This is a genomic window from Ruegeria intermedia, assembly GCF_900129345.1.
Taxonomy (GTDB): Bacteria; Pseudomonadota; Alphaproteobacteria; order Rhodobacterales; family Rhodobacteraceae; genus Ruegeria; species Ruegeria intermedia.
On the sequence record NZ_FQVK01000075.1, the window covers coordinates 1 to 1252 of the forward strand.

A 1252-nucleotide genomic window follows, 5' to 3' on the forward strand; every position below is an offset into this window, starting at 1 on the left:
TGACCTGCCCCCCGCTGGTCCCTCGTTCATAACGAGAGTCTGCGGGTTTGGGTTTGATAGTCTTCGGTTTCGGTTTGGGCAAGCGCGCAGGGCGCGGAGCCCTCAAATTGCTCAAGCGTCCGGCGCGCTTCAGCCGGTGTTTTGTTTCCGAGCGATGAGTGCGGCCTGACGGTGTTGTAATCGTAACGCCAGAGCGCCAGCTTCCGGCGGGCGTCGTCCAGGGTGTCAAATATCTCCTCGTTCAGCAGCTCGTCGCGCAGGCTGCCGTTGAATGACTCGATAAAGGCGTTCTGCTGCGGCTTCCCTGGGTCGATGTAGTGCCACGGAATTGCGTTCTGATCGGCCCACCTCAGAATGGCCCGGCTCGTGAATTCTGTCCCGTTGTCGCTGACTATGCATCCGGGCTTGCCGTAGATCCGCACCAGCGCATCCAGTTCACGCGCAACACGTGCGCCGGAGATACTGGTGTCAGCAATCAGGCACAGGTTTTCGCGGCTGCAATCGTCTATCACCGCCAGGATGCGGAATTTCCGGGATGGGCCGAAGCTGTCAGCAAGGAAGTCCAGAGACCAGCGCGCATTGGGATAAGCGGCCTCCGGCATTGGCGTGCGCGATCCACGGGCCCGCTTGCGGCCGCGTCGCCGCTTCACCGACAGACCTTCCTCCCGGTAGAGCCGATACAGCTTCTTGTGGTTCATCCTCATTCCCTTGCGCTCAAGCAACACGCCAATCCGGCGGTAGCCGAACCGGCGCCGCTTTCCGGCGATATCCTGTATCTCCTTGCGGATCTCGGGGCAGTCCGGCGGGCGTTCGCGCCGGACTGTCTTTGGGTCGACACCGACAAGCCGGCAGGCCCGGCGCTGCGAGATACCGTGATCCCGCATCGCCCTGAGCGCTGCCTCTCGCCGCTTGATCAGCGTCGTCAGTTCTTTCCCAGAAGATCCTTCAGAACCACATTGTCCAGCATCGTGTCGGCCAGCAGCCGCTTCAGCTTAGCGTTCTCATCCTCCAGCGCTTTTAGCCTGGCGGCCTCGGATACTTCCATGCCGCCATACTTGGACTTCAACTTGTAGAACGTCGCGGGGCTCAACCCATGCCTGCGGCACACCTCCGCCGTCGGCATGCCTGCCTCCTGTTCCTTGATCATCCCGATAATCTGCGCCTCGGTGAAACGGCTCTTTCGCATATGTCTGCTCCTTCAGGGTTGGGCAGACTCTACATCACAGTGAGGGATTTTGCGGGGGGCAGGTCA

General features: G+C 60.9%; 1 protein-coding gene. It reads right to left on the bottom strand.

Annotated features, from left to right (window positions below; all coding sequences use genetic code 11):
• Window positions 1–26: 26 nt before the first annotated feature.
• Window positions 27–1186 (bottom strand): IS3 family transposase gene (locus F3H26_RS19265; protein ID WP_149777574.1). Its coding sequence is split into 2 segments (ribosomal slippage): window positions 27–937 and window positions 937–1186, totalling 1161 coding nucleotides; the frame shifts between segments, so codons are not numbered across the junction.
• Between the last annotated feature and the right edge of the window lie 66 nt (window positions 1187–1252).